Raw genomic sequence first — 17673 nt, 5'->3', positions numbered from 1 at the left:
ATTGGCGGTGGCTCAAACGCTTTAGGGCTTTTCTATAATTTTATCAATGATGAAAATGTTAAGATGACCGCCGTTGAGGCCGCTGGTAAGGGTGTTGACACCCAAGAAACCGCCGCATCTATTGCTAAGGGCTCAGTTGGGGTTCTGCACGGCAATAAAACATATTATCTACAAGATGATAAAGGGCAGATTTTAGAATCTCACTCAATTTCAGCAGGGCTTGATTACCCAGGTATTGGCCCAGAACACTCATATTTACACGATATTGGCAGGGTTGATTATCAAAGTGCAACTGATGAAGATGCCCTAAAAGGCTTCCAAACCCTTGCTAAAACAGAAGGTATAATCCCTGCTTTAGAGCCTTCTCACGCAATGGGATATATAATCCGTGAGGCAAAAAATCATTCCTCTGAGCTTATTATAATGAATCTATGCGGTAGGGGTGATAAAGATATTTTTACTATTATGGAAAGATTATGACAAAAATAATTGATGGAAAGAAATTTGCAGAAAACCTCAGAGAAAAAATTAAATCTGAAGTAGAAGAATTAAAGAAAAAAACCAACAAAACCCCTGGTTTAGCGGTGATTTTAGTGGGTGAAGACCCTGCAAGCCAAGTTTATGTTCGCAACAAAGCAAAACAAACTTTAGAAGTTGGAATGCAAAGCTTTGAATTCAAATATCCTGATAACATTGACGAAAAAACGCTAATTTCTAAAATTGATGAACTAAACAAAAACCCTGAAGTAAATGGAATTTTAGTCCAGCTTCCACTACCAAAACATATCTCTGAAGACGCAGTTATCTCAAGCATTTCCGCTGAAAAAGATGTTGATGGTTTTAATGTTATTAATCGTGGGTTGCTTGTAACTGGAAATAAAAAAGCTCTTATACCATGCACTCCGCTTGGCTCTCTTATGTTAATAAAAGATGTTTTAGGTGAAAATATTTCTGGCAAAAATGCAGTGGTAATTGGCAGAAGTAATATCGTTGGCAAGCCTATGTCTCACTTGTTAATTAATGAAGGTTGCACCGTTACAATATGCCATTCCAAAACAAAAAACATTGAAGAAGTTTGCAAAACCGCAGATATTCTAGTTGTTGCAGTTGGTAAGCCTCTGCTTGTTAAGAAAAACTGGGTTAAACAAGGTGCAGTTGTTATTGATGTAGGGATTAATAGAGTTGAAAATAAGCTAGTTGGCGATGTAGATTTTGCAGATGTTTCACCTATTGCAAGTGCAATTACCCCTGTTCCGGGCGGCGTTGGGCCAATGACAATCGCTTGCTTGCTGAATAATACACTGCAAGCATTTAAGAATGTGAATAAAATTATATGAAATTATTTAACTTAAAAACGTCTGAAAACACTTCAATATATGCAGTTGCAAATGAGAATGGTTATGCTGAATATTCAAAAGTAATTAGCAATCTTGATGCACCACTCAAAAATTTTTCTGATTTTTTAGGCTATGTTTCTGAAAATTTTTCTGAAGTTGAAAATAATCTCAAAAAACTTGATAAAAAAGATTTAACGCCCCTAGATAAAGCGAGTTTCGCACTTCCTTTATCGCAAAATTCTAAAGTAATTTGCGTTGGCTTGAATTATCTTGAACACGCAAAAGAAGGCTTTCAGGAAGTTCCCAAACACCCAGTTTTCTTCATTCGCCTCAATTCATCCTTTGTTGCAGATGGTGAAAATTTAATCCTGCCAAAAGTTTCTGATAAATATGATTATGAGGCTGAGCTTGCAATTGTTATCGGCAAACAAGGTAGGCATATTAATGAGGCTAATGCGGAAGATTATATCCTCGGCTATACTCTTGCTAATGATGGCTCAGTGCGTGATTTTCAGAAGCGAACCCCACAATGGACGCTCGGTAAAAACTTTGATAAATCTGGTTCACTTGGTGGTTATATTATTACAAAAGATGAATTGCCTGCAAAAGCCAAAGGTCTTAAAGTTCGCTCCTACCTTAATGGAAATCTAATGCAAGATGGCAACACCACGGATATGATTTATGATTTGGGTTTTCTAATTGCGGAACTCAGCAAAGTTATGACCCTAAATGTTGGTGATGTAATTCTTACTGGAACACCAGCAGGCGTTGGCTTTGCAAGAGATCCAAAAGTTTTTATGAAAAATAATGATGAGATTATTATTGAAATAGAATCAATCGGCAGATTAAAAAACATCGTAAAAAGCGAAGCCTAAAATATCACTTGAATATTTGCATTGTTGGTTTAACAAATTTGCTTGGGATAATCGAGCAACCGCTTGGGGTTAAACTTGAGAGGAAAGTCCGGGCTTCACAGAAAATGGTGCTAGGTAATTACTAGCAGGGGTAACCTTAGAGAAAGTGGCACAGAAAACAAACCGCCTTAAAGCAATTTAAGGTAAGGGTGAAAAGGCAGGGTAAGAGCCTACCGCTTGTTTGCCAACAAACAAGGCACGCAAAACCTCACCAGAAGCAAAACTAAGTAGGGATATTAGGGCTTGGCTTCAAGTCAAATTATTTTCTGAAATTTTGAGGAAACTCACTAATATTCGGGTAAGTTGCTAGAGGGTAAAAGTGATTTTACCTCCAGATGAATGGTTGCAGAAGGCTTACGCCTGAACAGAACTCGGCTTATAGATTATCCCTTTTTCAAATTTAAATATTAAAAACCAAACATACTTTAATGAGAAATTTTTTTAGAATTTTTTTGTTTGAAATAATCGCTAGCATAATTGCTTTTATAGCTTGGGTTTGCTTCAAAACCTCAAGAATAGAATTCAAAAATATTTCTGCTTACAATAATTTTCTAAAAAGTAAAAAGCCTTGTATTGTTTGCACTTGGCACGGCAGGCTATTTCCACTCGCTTTTATGGATACTGGAAATAAAAAATTTTCTGCAATTATTTCTCGCCATAATGATGGGGAAATTATCGCAAGAATCATCGCAAAATTTGGATTTGGTGCAATCAGAGGCTCAACAAATAGGCTGGCAAGTGAAGATAAAACCGCCAAAAATCGTGGTGGGGCTTATGTTCTAAAAGCAACCTTAAAAGAATTATCTAACGGAAATAATATAGCTATAACACCTGATGGACCCAAAGGGCCAGCTAGAAAAGTAAAAAGTAATTTTTTTGCTGTGGCTTCTCGAGCAGATGCGGTTATTTTACCAATGAGTTTTTCTTGCTCAAATGCCATCAGATTTAAGACTTGGGATAATTTTATTTTCCCCCTGCCCTTTTCAAAAATTACTATTATATTCGGTGATGAAATTATTTATGATAAAAATATTTATCAGAATGAAATTGAATTTACTAATAAAGTTGAAGAAACACTTAACCAAATAACTGATGAATCAGATTTAGTTTATAAAAAATAATGCTATTAAAATTATACAGATTTATCACTAGATATTTTTCATTCTTAGTTAGGTTATACCTAAATTACAGGCTATTTAAGGGCAAGGAAGACTCTGAGAGATTTTATGAAAGGTTAGGTTACGCCTCCGCTGATAGAAAAGAGGGTTTTTTAATTTGGTTTCACGCAGCAAGCGTTGGAGAATCAGTTAGTGTTGTGCCGTTAATATCTGAAATTTCAAAAAAATTTCCGCACATTAATATTTTGATGACAACCGGCACGCTAACTTCTTCAAAATTAATGGCTTCAAGACTTCCTAACAATGTAATCCATCAATTTATTCCAGTTGATACATATGATTCCGTTCACCGCTTTTTAAGCCATTGGCAACCGAATCTTGCAATTTGGGTGGAATCAGAATTATGGCCAAACCTTATAATTGAAACTAAAAAATCTAATTGTGAATTACTACTTATAAATGGCAGAATGTCTGATGAATCTTTTAGAAAATGGAAAAACAATCTTGAATTTGCTGAAAAAATAATCTCAAATTTTTCTCTCTGTTTAGTGCAAACTGAAGATGATAAATTCAAATATAACGATATTGGCTCACCAAAAACAATTATAGCAGGTAATTTGAAATATGAAGCCCCCACCCTGCCAAGCAACCCTGAAGCGCTTGGAAATCTGATCCTTCAAATAGGTAATAGAAATATCTGGCTTTGTGCCAGCACCCATATTGGTGAGGAGGAAATTATTATTGAAGCCCACAAAAAATTGCAGGAAGTTTATCCAGATATTCTAACAATAATAATGCCAAGACATCCAAAAAGAGCCAGAGATATTGAAAAACTTATCTCAAATTCAAATCTAAAATTTGCTACTAGAAGTAAAAATCAAAAAATAAAACCTGAAACGGATATTTATCTTGCAGATACTATTGGTGAGGTTGGGGTTTTTTATCGCGTTGCAAATATTGTTTTTATGGGTGGCTCATTAATTACTCATGGTGGGCAAAACCCGCTTGAAGCTGCAAGACTAGGCTGCGCAATTATTTCAGGAAAAAATTATTTTAATTTTCAAGAAGTTTATACTGAAATGAAAATCAAAAAAGCTGTAATTTTAGTTAAAGATAGTGAAGCAATTTTTCAGAATGTTAAAAATTTAATCGCTGATTATAACTTGCAAAAACAAGCTGCCAACCTAGCATTTGAATATGTTGAGAGCAAAAAAGGCATTCTAGCAAATTACCTAAATCATATTGAGGGATTTATTAGAAATGAATAAATTTCTTAAATTTATATCTGAAAATATTTTACCCTCAAAAGCACCGAGCTTTTGGCGTGAGAAAAATGATATTGCTCAATTACTACTTCCATTTTCACTGATTTATTTTTTAGTAAAAAGATTAATTCCAAAATGTAAAAATCCTAAAAACTTTAATGCAAAAATAATTTGCATCGGCAACGCAATAGCAGGTGGAGCAGGCAAAACACCAACCGCAATCGCAATTTATAATTTTCTAAAATTGAATAACCCAAGCAAGAAAATTGCTTTCATAAACACGGGTTACAAAGGCATTTTATATGGTGCAGTTTTAGTTGATAATAAAAACCATAAACCAAGTGAAGTAGGTGATGAGGCTTATTTACTATCTCAAACTGGCGATTGCATAATGTGCAAAAACCGCCTGCAAGCTTGTGAATACGCGGAATCACTTGGTTATGAAATTCTTATTTTAGATGATGGCTTGCACGATGAAAGAATTATAAAAGATTTTTCTCTCTGCGTTTTTGATGGAAATTATGCCATTGGAAATGGTATGGTTATGCCCGCAGGCCCTTTGCGTGATAGGCTGGATTTCTGCTTAAAAGATGTAAATGATATTTTAATTATTGGTGAACATTCAGAAGATTTACCAAAAAGAATTGAAAAATTATCTCGCAAAAAGCTTGAGTTTCACAATGCATATATTGAAATTACTTCTAACCATAATAAAGAGATAGCATACACCGCCTTTGCAGGTATAGGCAACCCTGAAAAATTTTTCAAAACACTTGAAAATATTGGGCTTTCAGTGGTTGAAAAAGTTATTTTTCCTGATCACCATAAATATTATCAAGATGATTTTAATCACCTCAAAACCCTTGCGGAAGCTGAAAAATCTCAACTAATCACTACCGAAAAAGATTATATAAAACTCTCTGATGAAATGAAAAAAATTACAGATTATACAAAAATGCGGATTAATATTTCTTCTCAAAATCTTTTGGCTAAAATAAATGAGTTAGTTAAATAAACTCCTCAATCTCTTGCCTGAGATTATCAATTCCAGCTTCATTTACTGAGCTTGTAATAATATAATTTGGGTGCAAGGCTGGGTGTTTTTTACCAATTGCCTCAAAGGATTTTTGAAGTTTTTCTTCATCTAATTTGCTAATTTTATCAGCCTTAGTGAACACTATTTGATAACTAACCGCACTTGTATCAAGCAATTTCATAATCTCAAAATCAACAGGTTTGAAGCCAATTCTAGCATCAATTAAAATATAAACCCTTTTCAAATATGGCCTACCACAAAGATAATCTTTGATAAGTTTTCCCCAGTTTAATTGCTCTTTTTTACTAATTTGAGCAAAACCATAACCCGGCATATCCACCAAATAAATTTTTTCTTCTAGCAAAAAAAAGTTTAATTGCTTGGTGCAACCGGGCGTTTTTGAAACCCTAGTTAAAGAATTTCTTGTGGTGAGAGAATTAATTAGAGATGATTTTCCAACATTAGATCTACCAGCAAAAGCAATTTCATTAAGGCTTGTAGCTGGAATTGCCTCAATAGAATTTGCACCTATTTTGAACTCGGCATTGCTCCAATTTCTAATTTTGCGATTTATATTTTTCATTAAAAATTAGTTGTAATAAGATTTCAATTATATAGACTACATCGCTTAAAAACAAACACATAATATCTATGTCTAAAATTGCAATCACCAAACAAGGATATGAAAAGCTAGAGCAAGAGCATAAAAAGATGAAATTTGAAGATAGGCCAGCAATTATTGAAGCAATTGCCGAGGCGAGATCTCACGGAGATTTGAAGGAAAACGCTGAATACCACGCCGCAAAAGAGAAGCAAAGCTTTATAGAGGGCAGAATTCAAGAGCTTGAAAACATCATCGCAAATGCTGAAATTATTGATGTTTCTAAACTTTCTGGTGAGAGAATTGTTTTTGGTGCAATTGTTGAATTAATTGATGATGAAACTGAAGAAAAAAAGAAATATCAAATAGTTAGTGAGTATGAAGCCGATATTACAAATCATAAAATTTCCGTTACCTCACCTATCGCACACGGCTTAATTGGCAAGGAAGAAGGAGATATTGTAACAATCCAAACCCCCGGCGGCAAAAGAAAATATGAAATCACTAAAGTGAGTTATAAGTAAATTGGTGACTCGGGAGGGATTTGAACCCCCGACCAAGAGATTATGATCCTCCTGCTCTACCACTGAGCTACCGAGCCAAATTCTTAGATAGAAAATTAATCACGCACTAAATAGTTTATTTGCAATGCTTTTGTCAATAAATTAGTGAAATTTTATTGCATTAAAATCATTAGTTGATTTAAGGCTTAAAATAATCTAATGCAAAATAGAACTAATTTGCTAAAAATGCCTCTTAATACATCGGTTTTTCCTGATTTATCTGATTGCAGAATCGGCTCGCTTCACCTAAAACTCGCTGAAACCAATGAAGAGCTTGTTAAATCTCAGATTCTAAGGCAATTTGTTTTCTTTGAAGAGCCTAAAAATATTTCCACGCCCTCTGGTAAAATTGATCAAGATGAGTTTGATAAAGAATGCGAGCATTTGCTTGTAGTTGATGATGAAAACCCCTCAGATATCAAGGTTGTTGGCACTTATCGCCTGCTTAGAAGAAATGAAACTAAAACCCCTTCCAAATTTTATACTGAGGGTGAATTTGATATTTCAAAACTAAAAAATTCAAAATATAATTTGCTTGAGCTTGGCCGTTCTTGCATTCACCCAAAATATCGCGATGGTAAAGCAATTCAGCTTTTATGGCGAGGAATTGGTGCTTTTATTGTGTTTCATAAAATTAATTACCTCTTTGGCTGTGCAAGTTTTAACGGAATTGATGCAAAACTACACGAGGAATCAATTTCATATTTAATGCATTTTCACAAAGCACCAGATGAGATTTGCCCTATCGCACTACCAAAATTTAGGGCGGATATTAATGTCCTCCCACTTGAAAATATTGATAAAAAGAAGGCTTTATCTAATCTGCCATCACTCATTAAAGGTTATATTAGAACTGGCTGTATGATTGGTGAAGGTGCTGTAATTGATAAAATCTGCGAAACCACTGATGTTTGCACCATTATGGATACGCAAAAAATTGTTAAGAGATATTCAGAACATTTTGTTAAGTAATTTATTTTTACAAATGCATAATTTCAGAGCTTCAATAAAATTTATTTTATTTGTTTCTTTTACAATTTTATGCCTTCTTATTGGAGGTTTTACTTATAGAATTTCAGTTCCAACTCACGAAAAACTTCTAAAGTTTTATTTTAATTTTGTTCTAAAAATATTTGGCGTTAAAGTTCACGAACAGGGCTTTGAAAACCTGCCAGATGATTCAGTTCTATATGTTTCCAACCATACATCTTACTTAGATATTATAGTGCTTGGCTCAAAAATTTCTGCTAGATATACGCCAAAAATTGAAGTTTCAAAATGGCCGATTATCAATGTTTTGGTTAATCTTTCTTTACCAGTTTATATTCAAAGAGATGCTTTGCGATCGCTTGAACAGAAGGAAACCATTCAAGATATTATAAAATCAGGTGATAGCATTGTTCTTTTCCCAGAAGGCACAACGAATGATGGCACTAAGGTTTTGCCATTCAAAACCTCACTTTTTAGCGTTGCAGAACCCAATTTAGATGAGGAAACCAGCACCCGTGATGATGATAAAAATATATGCGTTCAGCCAATTTCAATCGTTTATACTAAAATTGATGGAATGCCAGCAGATGCTAAAAACCTTGATAAAATTGCTTGGTATGGTGATATGAAATTCCTTCCACATTTCTGGAATTTGCTTGGCGTTAAGGGTGCAGAAGTTAAGCTGATTTATCACCAAGGTGTTAAATTTTCTGATTTTGGTTGTCGCAAAGAACTCAGCAAACATTGCGAAAATGTAATAAATGAGGGGTTTTCTTCTTAAATTTTTATCTTTCATTTTCTTATTAAATATTATAAATATCACTAAAATTTAACAAATAAAACTATGCCAAAACAAACCGTTAGAGTAGCTTTAAGAGATGCAATGGCTGAAGAAATGCGTCGCGATAAAGATGTTTATGTTATGGGTGAGGAAGTTGCCGAATATCAAGGCGCTTACAAGGTTACAGAAGGTTTACTTCAAGAATTTGGTGAAAAAAGAGTTATTGATACCCCAATTACTGAACACGGCTTTGCAGGTATAGCAGTTGGCTCTGCAATGGCAGGCTTAAAGCCAGTTGTGGAGTTTATGACTTGGAATTTTGGAATGCAAGCGATTGATCAAATTATCAATTCAGCAGCAAAAACAAATTATATGAGTGGCGGTCAAGTTCGTTGCCCGATTGTATTTAGAGGGCCTAATGGCGCAGCCGCTCGTGTGGGTGCGCAACACAGTCAGTGTTATGCCTCTTGGTATGCCCACTGCCCTGGGCTTATTGTGCTTGCCCCTTGGGATTCGGCTTCTGCAAAGGGTTTGCTCAAAGCAGCAATTAGAAACCCTAACCCTGTAATTTTCTTGGAAAATGAAATTTCCTATGGAAAATCTTATGACATTCCAGAGGAAGAAATATTCAACTCAGGCGATTTTGTTGTTGAAATTGGCAAGGCAGCTATTGTTAGAAAAGGCTCAGATGTTACAATCACAGCGTTTTCTCTGCAAGTTGATAATGCACTTCTAGCTGCTGAAGAACTTGCAAAAGATGGTATTTCTGCGGAAGTTATAGATTTAAGAACAATCCGCCCACTAGATAAAGAAACTATTATAAACTCAGTTAAGAAAACCTCTCGCCTTGTTTCCGTTGAGGAAGGCTGGCCTTTTGCAGGCGTTGCGAGTGAAATTTCTTCAACCATTATGGAAGAAGCATTTGACTATCTAGACGCACCAGTTGAAAGAGTATGCGGGGTTGATGTTCCCCTACCCTACGCTGCCAACCTTGAAAAACTCGCCCTACCGCAAGTAGCAGACATAATAAAAGCGGCTAAAAAAACTTGCTTTAGGGGTAAATAAACCAAGTTTTGATTGGAAAAATAACCCCCACACTATTGATTAAAATCAATTATATTTTTTAGGTTTTGATTTACTATTATTCCAAATCAAAATCTATTATCTATGCCTAATCCAAAAAATCTTTCAGTTTTATATGCTGGCGAGAAGCAGGAATTAGATAGTTTATTTTTTGCTGATTCTTTAGCTGAGGAATTTTCCCTTAACGCAAAATGCTTAACGCTCTGCCCTGAGGCTGATGTTCCCTCCATCTCAAATTACTTAGGCGAAGGCACTATGGGGCTTTATGCTAAATATTTAGAGAGCGTTCAAAGAGATATAAAACTTGCACAAAATAAAATAAAAGAAAGTTTTGATAAGCATAATTTTAGTAAATTAAAATTTAGCTCAGAGATTGGCAATCCTAAAGAAATAGTAGCTTATTGGGGCAAATTTACTGATATTATTATGTGCTATAAAGATATAGATAGATTCAGCATTGATTTTGAAAATGTAGTTGCAACTGCCCTTTTTGAAACTAGTAGACCTGTTATTTTAATGCCCGAAAACCAAGTTTATTCTGGAATGGAAAGAATTATTATAGCTTGGGATGGAAGCTTTAGAGCTTCAGGGGCTGTAAAAACTGCAATTCCATTTTTAGAGAAAGCAAAAGAGATCGTAATTTTAACCATTGATGAATCACAAAAAGATATGTCATCAGTTAAAGATTTGCTTGATTATTTAGCAACCTATAACATAACTGCAATTCATAAAAATATTGCAAAAGTTCATCGTTGCGTTGGTGATGAAATTCTTAGCGAAGCTGAAAAAAGAAATGCAAATCTTATCGTTATGGGGGCTTATACTCACAGCAAAATGAGGCAAATTGTTTTAGGCGGTGCAACAAAATTTATCCTAGCAAATGCTAATATTCCAGTAATGCTTAAGCATTAGGCAATGTTCTTAAACTTTAACATCTTCGCAAGGGTAAATATCAGAGCAAGCATTACAAGTATATGTTGAAAGCCTTGAAACATCGGGGATAATAACTGAAGGGCCATTGATAATTATACCAGTTTCCTCTTTTAACTTAGTTAATGCCCTTGAGAAAGTTTCCGCTTTCATTCCAAGCCTAGAGGCAATTAAAGATTTATCATAAGGCAGGAATAATTTAACATTTTTATTATCTTTTTTATTACAAAGCCTTAGCAAAAAACAACCTATTCTTTGTGGAGCGGTTTGCACCGTTAAATGCTCAATCTCCCTTCTATTTTTCTTTTGCTTGGTTGAAATTAATTTAATAAAATTCAGTGCAAATTTTTGATCCAATGAAACATTATCAATTATTAAACTAATTGGAATTTGATATAAAATTGCATTTTCAACCGCTTCAGCACTATAAGAATATTTTAGCTCATCAAACGCAGAGTGGTTTCCAAAAATATGGCCTTCCGTTACAACATCAACAATTGCTTCTTCACCATCTATAGTTTCCCTAAATAGCTTAATCCAACCAGATTTCACTATATAAAAATATTTTGCATCTTCTTCTTGCAAAAAAATGATTTCACCCTTTTTACAAGCTTTCGTAATTGCCGCCTTTTCAAATTTTAATTTTGTATCGGAAGAAATTTCAGAAAATAAATCATTATCAAATAAGTTCATAACAATAATAATATTATTAACGAATAAATATCAAATTCTTGATTTTGGTCAATTAATAATCAACTCAAAAACATTATAATACAAAGTTTTTACCTAAATTTATAAAAATGAATAATCTTGAAGCTCCATTTTCTTTTGACGAATTATTTTTTTCAAGAACTGATGAACGAGGGATTATCCTCTCAGGAAATGATGTTTTTCAGCGTATTAGCCAATATTCATGGGCAGAATTAATTAAAAAACCTCACAATATTATTCGCCACCAAGATATGCCAAAAGCGGTTTTTTGGTTACTTTGGAAAACCATAAAATCTGGTAAGCCCATTGGTGCTTATGTAAAAAACAAAGCAAAAGATGGCAAATTTTACTGGGTTTTTGCAATTGTAACACCAGTTGATGGTGGTTTCCTCTCTGTTAGGCTAAAGCCAAGCAGTGCGATTTTTGATATTATAAAAACTGAATATAAAAATTTACTTGAGATTGAATTTTCAGAAAAATTATCACCTGAAAAATCTGCTAATATTTTATTAGTCAAACTTAAAGAGTTTGGTTTTTCTTGCTATGAAGATTTTATGGCTATAGCACTTGCGGCTGAAACTAAATCTCGCAATACAAACTTAAACATTCCAAATGATGATGCAATTATTAGGTTTGAAGAAGTTATAAAATCTGCAAACTCTTTACTTTCAAATTCAAAAAATGTTTTTACGATGTATCAAAGAGGGGCTTATATTCCGCTCAACCTTCAAGTAAAATCAGCACAATTAGGTGATGAAGGTAAGACCATTGCAGTAATTGCGAATAATTATAACTCAATTACAAATGAAATTAAAAAGGGCATAATTTCATTTCTTGATTCCGCACAAGAGGTCTTTAACTCAATAAATAACGCGTTATTCTTAGTTTCTACAACTTTAGTGCAGAAAGAAATTTTACAAGTTTTTAGAACAGAAACTGAAAAAGATAATTCAAAAATTATAGAAGTTGAGCTACTTGAAAAAATTGAAAAATCTTACTTTGAACAAGCAATTGCAAGCCTTTCCCAAGTTTCAAGATTACTAAAAAAATTTCAATCTGATTATTCTAATATAAAAATGTTATCTTCTGGCTTGCAGGTTACTAAAGTTATGGGGAAGGTTGAAAGCTCCAGAGTTGTTGGAGAAAAAATAGGTTTATTAGAATTAATGTCTGATTTAGATAATCTTCAAAAAGAAATCTCCTCTAATCTAAAAATTATAGAAACACTTAATAAATCTGTTGATTACGATATTAATATTCTTGTAAATCAAGTTTCAAAAAAACAAGCATTCTCTTGATTTTTATCAATTAAACCCCGCTTGAAATGAGTTAGTTGTAACTCGCAACTAATCTTTAATAATATGAAAAAACTTTTATCTACTCTGCTAATTTCCTCCTCTTTAATTTCCGCTTCGGCTTTTGCTGGTGAAAAAACTAGCAATGATTATTCCAACCCTTGGCAAGTTAGGTTGAGAACAATTCAAGTTAATGCTGGCGATGCTGATTCAACACTTTCTATTGGCGGTGCTGCTAATGCTGAACCAGATACAGTTCCAGAGTTAGATATAACTTATTTCGTAAATAGAAATTTTGCATTTGAATTAATCCTTGCAACTACTGAACACGAAATGTCTGCAAAAGGTTCTTCGCTTGGTTCTTATGTTGATTTAGGAAAAGTTAATGTTTTGCCTCCTACTTTAACAGCACAATATCACCTTGATATCTGCGAAACAATTAAACCATATGTTGGTGCAGGTGTTAATTATACCTTCTTCTATGATGTTGAGAAAGGTGCTGGCCTTGATAGAGTTGAATATGAAGATGGCTTTGGATATGCCCTACAAATGGGTTCAGATTTTATGTATGATGAGCATTGGGGCTTAAACCTTGATGTTAAGAAAATTTATCTCAACACTGATGTATCAATCAATAATGGTGCTATTAGAGGTGATGTTGACCTTGACCCATGGGTATTCGGCGTTGGTGTAACTTATAAATTTTAGTTTTATAATATCTTTCTCCACCATTACGAATGTCACCCCGCACTTGTTGCGGGGTTGATTATTATTAGTTAAGCAGCTCTAGCAAGTATTGTAAAACTTTACTAAATGCATAACCATTCATTAAATCTATTTTGTTTGCCTTCATACAGCCTTGAAGGTGGGATTTTATTTGCAATGTTTATTGCTGGTTTGATTGGAGGTTTCAGCCATTGCTCAATGATGTGTAGCCCTTTTACTTTTGCGTTATCGGTTAAAAAACTTTCCTTCGATAAATCATCAAAAGAATTTTCTGAAATAAAAAGATTTTATAACAGCTTACTACTCTCATACCATTTCGGCAGAATCTTAACTTACTCGCTTATCGGAGGAATTGTTGGCTGGGTTTCAGTTTCAGTAATATCTGAACAATATTTTGAAATCGCTAGAGTTATAATATTATCGCTCGCAATTATAATTATGATAATTTCAGCCTTTAATATATTTTCTATTCAAAGATTATTTTCATTTAATAAATTCACAAATTTCATAGATAAAATCTCTAGTAAAATTTTATCTAAGGAAACTCACAATAACTCCTTCATTTTTGGGGTTTTGATGGGTTTTCTGCCTTGTGCTTTTTTATATGCAGCTTTTATAGCTTCAGCTTCAAGTGGTGATTTTATCACAGGTGCACTCTCTCTATTTGCTTTTGGGGTGGGAACTTTCATTCCCTTGACTTTAAGCAATTACGGAATCGGCTTTTTTGTTAAAAAATTTAGAACAGATATAAAAAAATATTCACCATATTTGATGTTTGTCAATTGCGTGTTTTTGATTTTTATTATTATGAACCATTTTGAAAAATAGGTAAAAAATGATTTCACAGAAAGAAACTTTTTATAATTACGATATCGTTAAAAAATTTACTATCGCTACAATATTTTGGGGTGTTGCAGGCTTTTTAGTTGGCTTGATTATTGCACTTCAAATGGCATTTCCTGAGCTTAATTTTGCAGAATATCTTACATTCGGCAGGCTTAGGCCACTTCACACATCAGCGGTGATATTCGCTTTCGGCGGAAATGCACTTTTTGCCACCAGTTATTTTGTGGTGCAAAGAACATCAAAAGCTAGGCTTTGGGGGGATAAATGGGCAGAATTTACCTTCTGGGGCTATCAAGCATTCATATTAATGGCAGGTTTAGGCTATTTATTCGGCGTAACGCAAGGTAAAGAATATGCAGAACCAGAATGGTATGCAGATTTATGGTTATGCGTTGTTTGGGTTGCTTATTTAATTGTTTTCTTGATGACACTCAAGAACCGCAAAGAGCCACACATCTATGTAGCAAACTGGTTTTATTTAGCCTTCATTGTAACGGTTGCAGTTCTTCACATAATTAACGCATTAACAATTCCGCTTTCAGTAACATCAATTAAATCTGTGCCGGTTTGGGGTGGCGTGCAATCTGCTCTTATTCAATGGTGGTATGGTCATAATGCAGTTGGCTTTTTCTTAACTGCGGGCTTCTTAGGCATTATGTATTATTTCGTTCCTAAGCGTGCTGAAAGGCCAGTTTATTCTTATAGATTATCAATTGTGCATTTTTGGTCTTTAATATTTATTTATATTTGGGCAGGGCCTCACCATTTGCTTTATACATCTCTGCCAGATTGGGCGCAAACATTGGGAATGACATTCTCAATTATCCTCTGGATGCCTTCTTGGGGCGGTATGATTAACGGCGTTATGACTCTCTCAGGTGCTTGGAATAAACTTCGTGAAGATGCCGTTTTGAGATTTATGATTATCTCCCTCGCATTTTATGGAATGAGCACTTTTGAAGGGCCTTTAATGTCCATCAAAGCGGTTAATGCACTTTCTCACTACACAGATTGGACAATCGGGCATGTTCACAGCGGCGCACTAGGTTGGGTTGGGTTTATCACAATGGGTGCATTATATCATCTTGTGCCAGTTTTGTGGAATAAGAAAGGCCTATATTCTGATAAATTAGTCAACACTCACCTTTGGGTTGCGACAATTGGTATCGTTCTTTACATCACAGCAATGTGGGTTGCGGGCATTATGCAGGGCTTGATGTGGCGAAGCTATAACGAATATGGCTTGCTTGAATATTCTTTCGTTGAAACCGTTATGGCAATGCACCCTTATTATATAATCAGAGCTTTAGGTGGGTTACTCTATATCGCTGGTATGCTAATTATGGTTTACAATGTCTATAAAACCATAACTAGCAAAGAGCTTGAGGTTAGAGATTAAAATAACAACTTGTCACCCAGCACTTGTTGCGGGGTAATGGTTGGAAATAATAACAAAACAAATAAGAAAAAATGCTTTCAAAACACGAAAAATTAGAGAAAAACTCAATTCTACTTCTCATTTTTATAGTGATAGTAGTATCAATTGGCGGCTTGGTTGAAATTGTTCCATTATTCCGCCTTGAGGTAACTCACGAAAAGGTGGAAGGCGTTCGCCCTTACACTCCGCTTGAGCTTGCAGGTTATAATATCTATATCCGTGAAGGTTGTTACAACTGCCACAGCCAGCAAATCCGCCCAATTCGTGATGAAGTTGAAAGATACGGCCATTATTCCCTAGCAAGTGAAAGTAAATATGATCACCCATTCCAATGGGGTTCAAAAAGAACAGGGCCAGACCTAGCTCGTGTTGGCGGTAAATATTCTGATGAGTGGCAAGTTGAACACCTCACAAACCCTCGTGATTTAGTGCCTGAATCTATAATGCCAGCTTATGCTTTTATGCATGATAGAGGCGTTGATTTATCCGAAGTTGGCAAGCAAATGAAAGCCCTAAAACTTCTTGGCGTTCCGTATAGCGATGAAATGATTGAAAATGCTTATAATGATGCAATCAAGCAGGCTTCCGCTGAGGCTGACGCTTCAAGTTTAACTAGCGGTTATGGCACAAATATAAATGTTCGTGATTTTGATGGTAACCCTAATTTAGTTTCTGAGTTTGACGCATTAGTTGCTTACCTTCAAGCACTCGGCACATTCGCAGATTTGAAAAATTATAAGAAAGGGGAGTAATTTTGTTGATAGTAAAGCACCATAAACCATTAACTAACAGATATGTCCGAACAAGAAATTATAAATTATAAAATTTTCTCTTTGATATTTTTTGTCATAATTTTTGCGATTGCGGTTTTTTATGCTTTCAGGCCTAAAAATAAGAAGAAATTTGAAGAAATTGCTAAACTTCCTATGGAGGATAAATGAATAACGATAAGAAAAAAGAAATTGATAAACATTCTGGTGTTGAAACCACAGGTCATGAGTGGGACGGCTTAAAGGAGCTTAATAACCCAATGCCTCGTTGGTGGTTGATTGTATTTATAGTTACAATAGTTTGGGGTGTTGGCTATTGGATAGTTTATCCATCTTGGCCAACTATCAAAGATGCTACAATTGGAACCTTTGGCTGGACGCAATATAAAAAACTAGCTGACGAACAAAAAGAAATAACTGATAGAAAAAAGAAATATTTATCAAAAGTTGAAGAACTATCTTTAGAAGAAATCAGGAAATCTGATGAATTATTTCAATTTGCTAAAAATGCTGGTGAAATTATCTTCAAAGATAATTGTGCAACCTGCCACCAAACTGGTGGAGCAGGTGCATTGAACTATCCTAACTTAAATGATGATGATTGGCTTTGGGGTGGTTCATTTGATGCAATTTCTCACACAATAAAACATGGCGTTAGAATGTCTAATGATGGAGAAACTAGAGATTCCGCAATGCCTGCCTTTGGTAAAGATGGCGTTCTTGCAAGGGAAGATATTGAAAAAGTTGCAAATTATGTCCTTTCACTTTCTAAAATGAATAAAAATAAGAAAGCTGAATATCTTGCTCAAGGTGCTGAAATTTTTGAGTATAATTGTGCTTCCTGTCATGGCAATAAAGGTGAAGGCAATGCCGATTTTGGCGCTCCAAATATCTCTGATGCGATATGGCTCAAAATAAAAAATCCTAAGGAAGAGCTTCCGCAATATATTTATAATGCTAAAATGGGTAAAATGCCAAAATGGGAGGGAAGACTCACCGAAAGCCAAATTAAGCTTCTAACTATTTATGTTCACTCACTAGGTGGTGGAAAATAGTTTATGTTTGATAGTTGATTGTAGTTAGTTTTTCGCTGAATGTCACCCCGCATTTATTGCGGGGTTAATGGTTGAAAGCTCTTCTAAAACTAAGTTTTGTGGTTACTTTATGGTTTACCCCGCAATAAATGCGGGGTGACAATTGGTGTTTAGGATGTTAAAATCTATGATTAATGAACACTGCCTTTTTCAGCAGAAAAAATTATAGATTAGC

20 protein-coding genes, 1 tRNA gene and 1 other RNA gene are annotated in these 17673 nt (G+C 34.6%); 19 read left to right on the top strand and 3 right to left on the bottom strand.

Annotated elements, in window-relative coordinates; all coding sequences use genetic code 11:
* The 7 genes from SFT90_00290 to lpxK form a co-directional block, all read left to right on the top strand.
* The coding region (locus SFT90_00290; GenBank protein MDX1948922.1) for a tryptophan synthase subunit beta at positions 1-480 on the top strand (480 nt) is incomplete at its 5' end.
* Positions 477-1337 (top strand): bifunctional methylenetetrahydrofolate dehydrogenase/methenyltetrahydrofolate cyclohydrolase FolD, encoded by an 861-nt coding sequence (gene folD, locus SFT90_00285; protein ID MDX1948921.1) that lies wholly within the window; start codon positions 477-479, stop codon positions 1335-1337. The genes SFT90_00290 and folD, both read left to right, overlap by 4 nt.
* Positions 1334-2212: a fumarylacetoacetate hydrolase family protein gene (locus tag SFT90_00280; protein ID MDX1948920.1), complete on the top strand. Its 879-nt coding sequence runs from the start codon at positions 1334-1336 to the stop codon at positions 2210-2212. Before folD ends, SFT90_00280 begins: the two co-directional genes overlap by 4 nt.
* A gap of 43 nt (positions 2213-2255) precedes the next feature.
* Positions 2256-2646, top strand: an RNA gene (gene rnpB / locus SFT90_00275) — RNase P RNA component class A.
* Between the two features lie 33 nt (positions 2647-2679).
* Entirely contained in the window at positions 2680-3372 is a 693-nt protein-coding gene (locus SFT90_00270; protein ID MDX1948919.1) for a lysophospholipid acyltransferase family protein, read from the top strand.
* Positions 3372-4637, top strand: coding sequence for a 3-deoxy-D-manno-octulosonic acid transferase (locus SFT90_00265; GenBank protein ID MDX1948918.1), 1266 nt, complete (start codon positions 3372-3374; stop codon positions 4635-4637). Before SFT90_00270 ends, SFT90_00265 begins: the two co-directional genes overlap by 1 nt.
* Positions 4630-5649 carry a tetraacyldisaccharide 4'-kinase gene (lpxK, locus tag SFT90_00260; protein ID MDX1948917.1) on the top strand — a complete coding sequence of 340 codons (1020 nt, stop codon included), beginning with the start codon at positions 4630-4632 and terminating at the stop codon, positions 5647-5649. The genes SFT90_00265 and lpxK overlap by 8 nt, the downstream gene beginning before the upstream one ends.
* On the opposite strand, the gene yihA is transcribed toward lpxK, so the two are convergent.
* Positions 5642-6253, bottom strand: a complete 612-nt coding sequence (yihA, locus tag SFT90_00255; protein ID MDX1948916.1) for a ribosome biogenesis GTP-binding protein YihA/YsxC — start codon at positions 6251-6253, stop codon at positions 5642-5644. The two genes, lpxK and yihA, sit on opposite strands and share 8 nt — an antisense overlap.
* A gap of 68 nt (positions 6254-6321) precedes the next feature.
* On the opposite strand from yihA, the gene greA reads away from it, so the two are divergent.
* A complete protein-coding gene (greA, locus tag SFT90_00250; protein MDX1948915.1) occupies positions 6322-6795 on the top strand; it encodes a transcription elongation factor GreA in 474 nt (157 codons plus the stop codon).
* Between the two features lie 2 nt (positions 6796-6797).
* On the opposite strand, the gene SFT90_00245 is transcribed toward greA, so the two are convergent.
* Positions 6798-6872: transfer RNA gene (locus SFT90_00245), tRNA-Met, on the bottom strand.
* 121 nt (positions 6873-6993) lie between these two features.
* On the opposite strand from SFT90_00245, the gene SFT90_00240 reads away from it, so the two are divergent.
* The 4 genes from SFT90_00240 to SFT90_00225 all read left to right on the top strand — a co-directional run bounded on the left by SFT90_00240 (position 6994) and on the right by SFT90_00225 (position 10600).
* A complete protein-coding gene (locus tag SFT90_00240) occupies positions 6994-7806 on the top strand; it encodes a GNAT family N-acyltransferase (protein MDX1948914.1) in 813 nt (270 codons plus the stop codon).
* 13 nt (positions 7807-7819) lie between these two features.
* Positions 7820-8605 (top strand): lysophospholipid acyltransferase family protein, encoded by a 786-nt coding sequence (locus SFT90_00235; protein MDX1948913.1) that lies wholly within the window; start codon positions 7820-7822, stop codon positions 8603-8605.
* A 63-nt stretch (positions 8606-8668) separates the two neighbouring features.
* Entirely contained in the window at positions 8669-9670 is a 1002-nt protein-coding gene (locus tag SFT90_00230) for a pyruvate dehydrogenase complex E1 component subunit beta (GenBank protein MDX1948912.1), read from the top strand.
* Between the two features lie 102 nt (positions 9671-9772).
* Positions 9773-10600 (top strand): universal stress protein, encoded by an 828-nt coding sequence (locus SFT90_00225; protein ID MDX1948911.1) that lies wholly within the window; start codon positions 9773-9775, stop codon positions 10598-10600.
* A 9-nt stretch (positions 10601-10609) separates the two neighbouring features.
* On the opposite strand, the gene SFT90_00220 is transcribed toward SFT90_00225, so the two are convergent.
* Positions 10610-11311: a Crp/Fnr family transcriptional regulator gene (locus SFT90_00220; protein MDX1948910.1), complete on the bottom strand. Its 702-nt coding sequence runs from the start codon at positions 11309-11311 to the stop codon at positions 10610-10612.
* Between the two features lie 107 nt (positions 11312-11418).
* Here SFT90_00220 and SFT90_00215 point away from each other — a divergent pair, with 107 nt between their 5' ends.
* From SFT90_00215 to ccoP, 7 genes are all read left to right on the top strand, one after another.
* Positions 11419-12627, top strand: coding sequence for a PAS domain-containing protein (locus SFT90_00215; GenBank protein ID MDX1948909.1), 1209 nt, complete (start codon positions 11419-11421; stop codon positions 12625-12627).
* Positions 12628-12690: 63 nt separating this feature from the next.
* A complete protein-coding gene (locus tag SFT90_00210) occupies positions 12691-13332 on the top strand; it encodes an OmpW family outer membrane protein (protein ID MDX1948908.1) in 642 nt (213 codons plus the stop codon).
* 105 nt (positions 13333-13437) lie between these two features.
* The gene (locus SFT90_00205; protein ID MDX1948907.1) at positions 13438-14178 is read left to right on the top strand and encodes a sulfite exporter TauE/SafE family protein; all 741 of its coding nucleotides are present in this window, start codon (positions 13438-13440) and stop codon (positions 14176-14178) included.
* A 7-nt stretch (positions 14179-14185) separates the two neighbouring features.
* A complete protein-coding gene (gene ccoN, locus SFT90_00200; protein MDX1948906.1) occupies positions 14186-15595 on the top strand; it encodes a cytochrome-c oxidase, cbb3-type subunit I in 1410 nt (469 codons plus the stop codon).
* A 71-nt stretch (positions 15596-15666) separates the two neighbouring features.
* Positions 15667-16386, top strand: coding sequence for a cytochrome-c oxidase, cbb3-type subunit II (gene ccoO / locus SFT90_00195; protein ID MDX1948905.1), 720 nt, complete (start codon positions 15667-15669; stop codon positions 16384-16386).
* Positions 16387-16428: 42 nt separating this feature from the next.
* Positions 16429-16575 carry a cbb3-type cytochrome c oxidase subunit 3 gene (locus SFT90_00190; protein MDX1948904.1) on the top strand — a complete coding sequence of 49 codons (147 nt, stop codon included), beginning with the start codon at positions 16429-16431 and terminating at the stop codon, positions 16573-16575.
* A complete protein-coding gene (ccoP, locus tag SFT90_00185) occupies positions 16572-17459 on the top strand; it encodes a cytochrome-c oxidase, cbb3-type subunit III (GenBank protein ID MDX1948903.1) in 888 nt (295 codons plus the stop codon). The genes SFT90_00190 and ccoP overlap by 4 nt, the downstream gene beginning before the upstream one ends.
* The last annotated feature ends 214 nt before the right edge of the window (positions 17460-17673 follow it).

Source organism: Rickettsiales bacterium (genome assembly GCA_033762595.1).
Classification (GTDB): Bacteria; Pseudomonadota; Alphaproteobacteria; order Rickettsiales; family UBA8987; genus JANPLD01.
Note: the sequence above shows the minus strand (reverse complement) of the source record. Positions and strands in the feature narration are given on the sequence as shown.